This is a genomic window from Limobrevibacterium gyesilva (assembly GCF_025989185.1).
Lineage (GTDB): Bacteria > Pseudomonadota > Alphaproteobacteria > Acetobacterales > Acetobacteraceae > Limobrevibacterium > Limobrevibacterium gyesilva.
Genome location: NZ_JAPDNT010000014.1, coordinates 83,603 through 89,697, shown reverse-complemented (window position 1 = coordinate 89,697; position 6,095 = coordinate 83,603). Strand labels below are relative to the sequence as shown.

Here is a 6,095-nt window from a genome sequence, read left to right as displayed (position 1 = left end):
CCCGCCGCAAGCGCCCCGTTCAGCCGCGCCACCAGCGCCGCGCGGGCGGCTGTGGCGGCGACGGCATGGCGGGCGAGGCCGTCCTCCAGCGCCGCCAGCCAGGCGGGGTCATGGCGGCCTTCCGCCAGCAGCCGGTTGCGCTGCGCCATGGCCGCCTCGAACGCCGCCACCTGGCGGGCGTGGCCCGGTTCCAGGGCGAACACCAGCCGATCGAGGAAGCGCCGGCGCCCCGATGCCCCCTCCTGGAACAGCCGGTCCATCTGCGGCGTCAGCCAGATTGCGGCGACGCGGGCGCCGAGCTCGGCCTGGCTGCGCGGGGCGGCGCCGTCCAGGCGGAACACCCGCCGGTCCGCGGCGCCGTCGGGCGGCGTGCCGGTGCCGATATCGGTCTCGCCGTCGGGGGTGGCGAAGCGGCCGGCCACGCCCCAGGTGGCGGCGCCGTGCCGGGCGAGGTCGGCGATGCGCGCGCCGCGCAGCCCGCGCCCGGGCACCAGCAGCGAGATCGCCTCCAGCAGGTTGGTCTTGCCGCTGCCATTGGCGCCGGAGATCGCGACGATGCGCGACGCCGGCCGCCAGGTCAGCGCCTCGTAGTTGCGGAACTGACTGAGCGTCAGCCGCAGGAGGCGCAGCGCCGGCTGCGCCTCCGGCACATGATCAGACACGCATCGGCATCAGCACGTACAGCGCGCTCGAATCCGCGGCGTCCTGCACCACCGTGGGGGCGGCGCCGTCGGCGAAGCGGAATTCCACCTGCTCGGCGATCTGGTCGGTGATGTCGTTCAGGTAGCGCGCCTGGAAGCCGATCTCCAGCGGGCTGGAATCGTATTTGACCCGGTCGGCGTCCAGCTCCTCGGTGGCCGAGCCCTGTTCGGCGCTGGCGGCGCTGAGCACCAGCAGGTCGCGTGCCAGCGACAGCTTCACCGGCCGCGAGCGTTCCGACGAGATCGCGGCCACGCGGGCCACGGCGTCGGAGAAATCCTTCTTGCCGACGCGCAGCACCTTGTCGTTGTCGCGCGGGATCACCCGCTCGTATTCGGGGAAGGTGCCGTCGATCAGCTTGCTGGTCAGCGTGATGGTGCCGACCTTGAACTGGATGCGCGTGTCCGACAGCGCGATGTCGACATCGCCGGTCACCTCGTCCAGCAGCTTGCGCAGCTCGTTGACGGTCTTGCGCGGCACGATCACGCCGGGCATCGAGCCGGCGCCCTCGGGCAGCGGCTCCTCGACGCGCGCCAGGCGGTGGCCGTCGGTGGCGACGGCGCGCAGCACGCGCACCCCGTCGCTGTCGGCGGCGTGCAGGTAGATCCCGTTGAGGTAATAGCGGGTCTCCTCGGTGCTGATGGCGAAGCGGGTGCGGTCGATCAGCCCGCGCAGCGCCTGCGCCGGCAGCGCGAACCGGTTGGGCAGCGTGCCCGCGGTCATCGACGGGAAATCCTCGGTCGGCAGCGCCACCAGGCTGGTGGCGTAGCGGCCGGAGCGCAGCGCCAGCTGGGCGTCGCCGCCGGGATGGTCCAGCTCGACCTCGGCGCCTTCGGGCAGCTTGCGCACGATTTCGTACAGCGTGGCAGCGGGGGCGGTGCAGGCGCCGTTGCGGGTGGTGCTGGCGGCCACGTCCTCGACCACGGCAATTTCCATGTCGGTCGCGGTCAGTGTCAGCTTTCCGTCGCGCACGGTGATCATGACGTTGGCGAGGATGGGAATGGTGTTGCGCTTCTCCACCACGCTCTGGACATGCGCCAGCGCCTTCAGCAGCGTCGCGCGGTCGGCCTTGAACTTCATTGCGTCATCCTCTGGGATCGGCGCTCCACGGGGCGATAACGGGCCGGAGCGCTGCCCGGTCCGCGACTCGGTCGGACAGCATAGCAACCCCTGAATCACGCGGAAAGGTGAACACGTTGCGGGGGCGGGTGCCCCGCACCGGGACAACGTTCCGCGGAGTCTGGATATAAGCCGAGTGCAAGGCTTGTAAAGCCGGTGTGATGACTCAGAATTTCGTCAGTAAGGACTGAATTGCCGCACTACGATTCCAGCATTCGCCGCAGCAATTCCACGTCCTCGGCAAAGGCCGCGTCGCGCGCCATCAGTTCGGTGACCCGGGCGACCGCATGCATCACCGTCGTATGGTCGCGGTTGCCGAACTTGCGGCCGATCTCCGGCAGGCTGCGGCTGGTGAGCTGCTTGGCCAGGTACATTGCCACCTGCCGCGGCCGGGCCACGGCGCGGGCGCGGCGGGCGGAGGACATGTCGGTCAGGCGGATGTTGTAGTGCTCGGCCACCCGGCGCTGGATCTCCTCGATGGTGACGCGGCGGTCATGCGCCTTGAGGATATCGTGCAGCACCTCCTGTGTGGTCTCGAGCGTGATGGTGCGGCCGAACAGGTTGGCATGCGCGATCAGCCGGTTCAGCGCGCCCTCCAGCTCGCGGACGTTGGAGGTGATCTTGTGGGCGAGGAACTCGTTCACCTTTTGCGGCACCGGCACGCCGGCGCGGGCGGCCTTCGCCTCCAGGATGGAGATGCGCAGCTCGAAGGTGGTGGCGTGCAGGTCGGCGACCATGCCGCAGCCGAGGCGCGTGCGCACCCGGTCCTCCAGCCCGGACAGGTCGGAGGGCGACTTGTCGGCGGAGACGACGATCTGTTTGCCGGCATCCACCAACGCGTTGAAGGTGTGGAAGAACTCTTCCTGGGTCGCGTCCTTGCCGATCAGGAATTGCAGGTCGTCGATCATCAGCACGTCGACGCTGCGCAGCTCCTCCTTGAATTCCATCGTCGACTGGCTGCGGATCGCGGCGATGAAGCGGTACATGAACCGCTCGGCCGACATGTAGGCGACCGAGGCAGGGCGCCCCGTGCGGGTGCCGGCGCCGCGGTTCGGGTCGGTCAGCTCCCAGGCGATGGCGTGCATCAGATGGGTCTTGCCCAGGCCGACGCCGCCATACAGGAACAGCGGGTTGAAGCCCTGGCTGGCCGGCTGCTCGGCGACGCGGCGGGCGCAGGCATAGGCGAATTCGTTGGGCTTGCCGACGACGAAGCTGTCGAAGGTGAAGCGCCCGTCCAGGGCGGCCGGCTCCGGCCGCGGTTCGCCACGGTCGTTGCCCGCGGCCCCGGCGGGACCTGCGGCCACGGCGGCGGGCGCGCCGGCGCGGATCGACGCGGGCGGCTCGGGCGGCGCGGCCTGGTCGCGGTCGTCAGCTTGCGGGGCCTCCGGCGGCTGGCCGTCGACCCGTGTGCCGCCGCCGGCGCGGAGGAGTTCCACGCGGCGCACGGCGCGGTTCTCCGCCTGCCACAGCGCGGTGAGGCGGTCGAGGTAGTGGGTGCGCACCCAGTCGCGCATGAAGCGGGTGGGCAGGCGGATGGTGATCTCGTCGCCGTCCAGCCCCACCAGCGTCATCTGGCGCAGCCAGGTGCGATATTCGACCTCGCCAACCTCGCTCTGCAGGCGGCCGCGCACGCGCGCCCACTGGGCGGCCAGCTGGCTCGCACCCTGGGGGGCATGGCCGTTGCCCGCTGCGCCGCTGGCGGAGCCCGAGCCGGTCGATGCCGGCTCAGCCGCCGGTTGCGAAGCCGGGTCGAGGGGAATTTTTCTGTGCGATGGAAAGCCCTCCCCTTCGATCCGATTGCTGTTCGTCACCACGCACCACCCCTGGGCGGCGGCTCGCGGCCGTCGCTGCAAAAACTCAAGAACCCGCAAGGAAGGCCGCATCACGGACCACGCAGGCGGCGGCGTGACGGTCATTGCTGACGAAGTAATGATTAGGCGTAAATCAGCCGCGAGGCAATGAAAAAAGTCCACCGCACAGTAAATCTACTGTGCGACAATGGATTATTAATCGATTACTTGCGACTATTATCGCCCGGTCTTGCCGTGCGCGAGGTCTGCCCGATATGTACCTGACGCGCGCTTCGCCGCCGCCGGGATCACTGTCCGGTCCCGGGCATTTCCCGGTAGACCGGCGGATCGGCGACGCGATCGCGCCGGGAAGGCGGCTACTTCGCCGTCAGGGCCTTCACCCGTGCGGACAGGCGGGAGATCTTGCGGGAGATGGTGTTCGAATGCACGACGCCCTTGGTGGCGGCGCGCTGCATTTCCGGCTGCGCGACACGCAGGGCCGCGGCCGCGGCTTCCTTGTCGCCGCCGGCGATCGCCGCCTCGACCTTCTTGACGAAGGTGCGCATGCGCGACTTGCGCGCCTGGTTGCGCTCGGTGCGACGCTCGATCTGACGGATGCGCTTGCGCGCGGAAGCTGTGTTGGCCATGGGATCTCTTCAGTCGACAGGTGAACGGCGGACGCACGCAGGGCTCAGGTCGCTGCGGGCGCCGTCGGCATGAGGTCGTGTCTCATAGGCACCGACGATGATGGAGTCAAGGAACCGCTCGCCCGCGCCGACGCGGATGCTCCGTCGCCGGCGCATGGCAGCAAACCCCCATCAGCGCTGGAAGCTTGCCTTCCGCTTCTCGGCGAATGCCGCCATTCCCTCGCGCTGATCGGGCGTGCCGAACAGCGACAGGAACAGCTGCCGCTCCGCCCGCACGCCTTCCGCCAGCGTGGTCTCGAAGGCACGGTTCACCGCCGCCTTGGCCATGGCGGTGGCCACCGTCGACAGCGAGGCGACCTTGTCGGCGATCTTGATGGCCTCGGCCACCAGCTGGTCGGCGGGCACCACGCGGCTGACCAGGTTGCTGCGCTCGGCCTCGGCGGCATCCATCATGCGGCCGGTCAGCACCATGTCCATCGCCTTCGCCTTGCCCACGGCGCGGGTCAGCCGCTGGGTGCCCCCGGCGCCCGGGATAACGCCCAGATTGATCTCGGGCTGGCCGAATTTCGCGCTGTCGGCGGCGATGATGAAGTCGCACATCATCGCCAGCTCGCAGCCGCCGCCGAGGGCGAAGCCGGCCACCGCCGCGATCACCGGCTTCTGCACCCGCAGCACCGTCTCCCAGCGCTTGCCGATGAAGTCGTCGGTGAACACCGCCGGGTAGGCGCGGTCCCTCATTTCCTTGATGTCGGCCCCGGCGGCGAACGCCTTCTCCGAGCCGGTCAGCACGATCGCGCCAATGGCGGGATCGGCGTCGAAGGCCAGCAGCTGCGCGCCCAGCTCGTCCATCAGCTGGTCGCACAGCGCATTCAGCGCGGCCGGGCGATTGAGCCGGACCAGGCCCACGCGGCCATGCGTTTCCACCAGGATCATTTCGGGGCCGGCCATGGGGCGCTCTCCGTACGGGGGCTGTCGAGGGTCCGCGGTTCTAGCTAGCGCTGCGTGCGCGGGCAATAGAACGTGCTGCGGCCGGATTGCACGATCCGGCGCACGCCGGCGCAGTCCGGCAGCCCGGGGCACTGCGCGCAGGCCTCGCCCTCGCGGCCATAGACCTTCCAGGCATGCTGGAAATAGCCCAGCTCCCCGTCCGGCTGGACGAAGTCGCGCAGGCTCGATCCGCCGGCGGCGATCGCCTCGGCCAGAGTCTGCTTGATCTGCGGCACCAGCCGCGCTGCGCGGGCGCCGGCCACCGTATGGGCCACCCGCCGCGGACTGATGCCGGCGCGGAACAGCGCCTCGCACACATAGATATTGCCGAGCCCGGCCACGGTGCGCTGGTCGAGCAGCGCCGCCTTGATCGGGGTGGAGCGCCCGTCCAGCGCCGCCGACAGCGCTGCCGCGTCGAACGCGTCGTCCAGTGGTTCCGGCCCCAGCCCGGCCAGCAGCCGGTGCGCGTCCTCGGCCTCGGTGCGCACCAGATCCACCGAGCCGAAGCGGCGCGGATCGACGAAGCCCACACGCCAGCCGTCGTCGGTCTCCAGCGTCAGGTGCTCGTGCGCGGGCACCGCGTTGGGCAGGGCCGGGCCGATCAGCATGCGGCCGGACATGCCGAGATGGATCAGCACGCTGTCGCCGCCGTCCAGGCGCATCAGGATGTATTTCGCCCGCCGGCGGAAGCCGTCCACCCGCGCCCCGGTCAGCCGCCCGGCGAGCCCGGGCGGGAACGGCCAGCGCATGTCCGGCCGATGCACCGCCGCGCGCCGGATCACCCGGCCTTCCAGCCGGGTTTGCAGTCCGCGCATCACGGTTTCGACTTCGGGGAGTTCCGGCATGAGAGGAT

Annotated in this window: 6 protein-coding genes; all 6 read right to left on the bottom strand. The window is 70.1% G+C overall.

Features of this window, described 5'->3' with window-relative positions; all coding sequences use genetic code 11:
- A partial coding sequence (locus tag OL599_RS15865; protein ID WP_264714793.1) for an AAA family ATPase occupies positions 1-662 on the bottom strand: 662 nt, incomplete at its 3' end.
- On the bottom strand, positions 655-1,779 hold the full coding sequence (dnaN, locus tag OL599_RS15860; protein WP_264714792.1) for a DNA polymerase III subunit beta: 1,125 nt from the start codon (positions 1,777-1,779) through the stop codon (positions 655-657). The genes dnaN and OL599_RS15865, both read right to left, overlap by 8 nt.
- 239 nt (positions 1,780-2,018) lie before the next feature.
- A complete protein-coding gene (gene dnaA / locus OL599_RS15855) occupies positions 2,019-3,470 on the bottom strand; it encodes a chromosomal replication initiator protein DnaA (RefSeq protein WP_264714798.1) in 1,452 nt (483 codons plus the stop codon).
- A 515-nt stretch (positions 3,471-3,985) separates the two neighbouring features.
- On the bottom strand, positions 3,986-4,255 hold the full coding sequence (rpsT, locus tag OL599_RS15850) for a 30S ribosomal protein S20 (RefSeq protein WP_264714791.1): 270 nt from the start codon (positions 4,253-4,255) through the stop codon (positions 3,986-3,988).
- A 171-nt stretch (positions 4,256-4,426) separates the two neighbouring features.
- Positions 4,427-5,203, bottom strand: a complete 777-nt coding sequence (locus tag OL599_RS15845) for an enoyl-CoA hydratase (RefSeq protein WP_264714789.1) — start codon at positions 5,201-5,203, stop codon at positions 4,427-4,429.
- Positions 5,204-5,247: 44 nt separating this feature from the next.
- Positions 5,248-6,087, bottom strand: coding sequence for a bifunctional DNA-formamidopyrimidine glycosylase/DNA-(apurinic or apyrimidinic site) lyase (gene mutM / locus OL599_RS15840; RefSeq protein WP_264714788.1), 840 nt, complete (start codon positions 6,085-6,087; stop codon positions 5,248-5,250).
- Between the last annotated feature and the right edge of the window lie 8 nt (positions 6,088-6,095).

Bases quoted from the DNA above. Each gene is read 5' to 3' on its own strand.
- dnaN (WP_264714792.1), bottom strand. From the start codon at position 1,779: ATGAAGTTCAAGGCCGACCGCGCGACGCTGCTGAAGGCGCTGGCGCAT.
- OL599_RS15845 (WP_264714789.1), bottom strand. From the start codon at position 5,203: ATGGCCGGCCCCGAAATGATCCTGGTGGAAACGCATGGCCGCGTGGGC.
- rpsT (WP_264714791.1), bottom strand. From the start codon at position 4,255: ATGGCCAACACAGCTTCCGCGCGCAAGCGCATCCGTCAGATCGAGCGT.
- mutM (WP_264714788.1), bottom strand. From the start codon at position 6,087: ATGCCGGAACTCCCCGAAGTCGAAACCGTGATGCGCGGACTGCAAACC.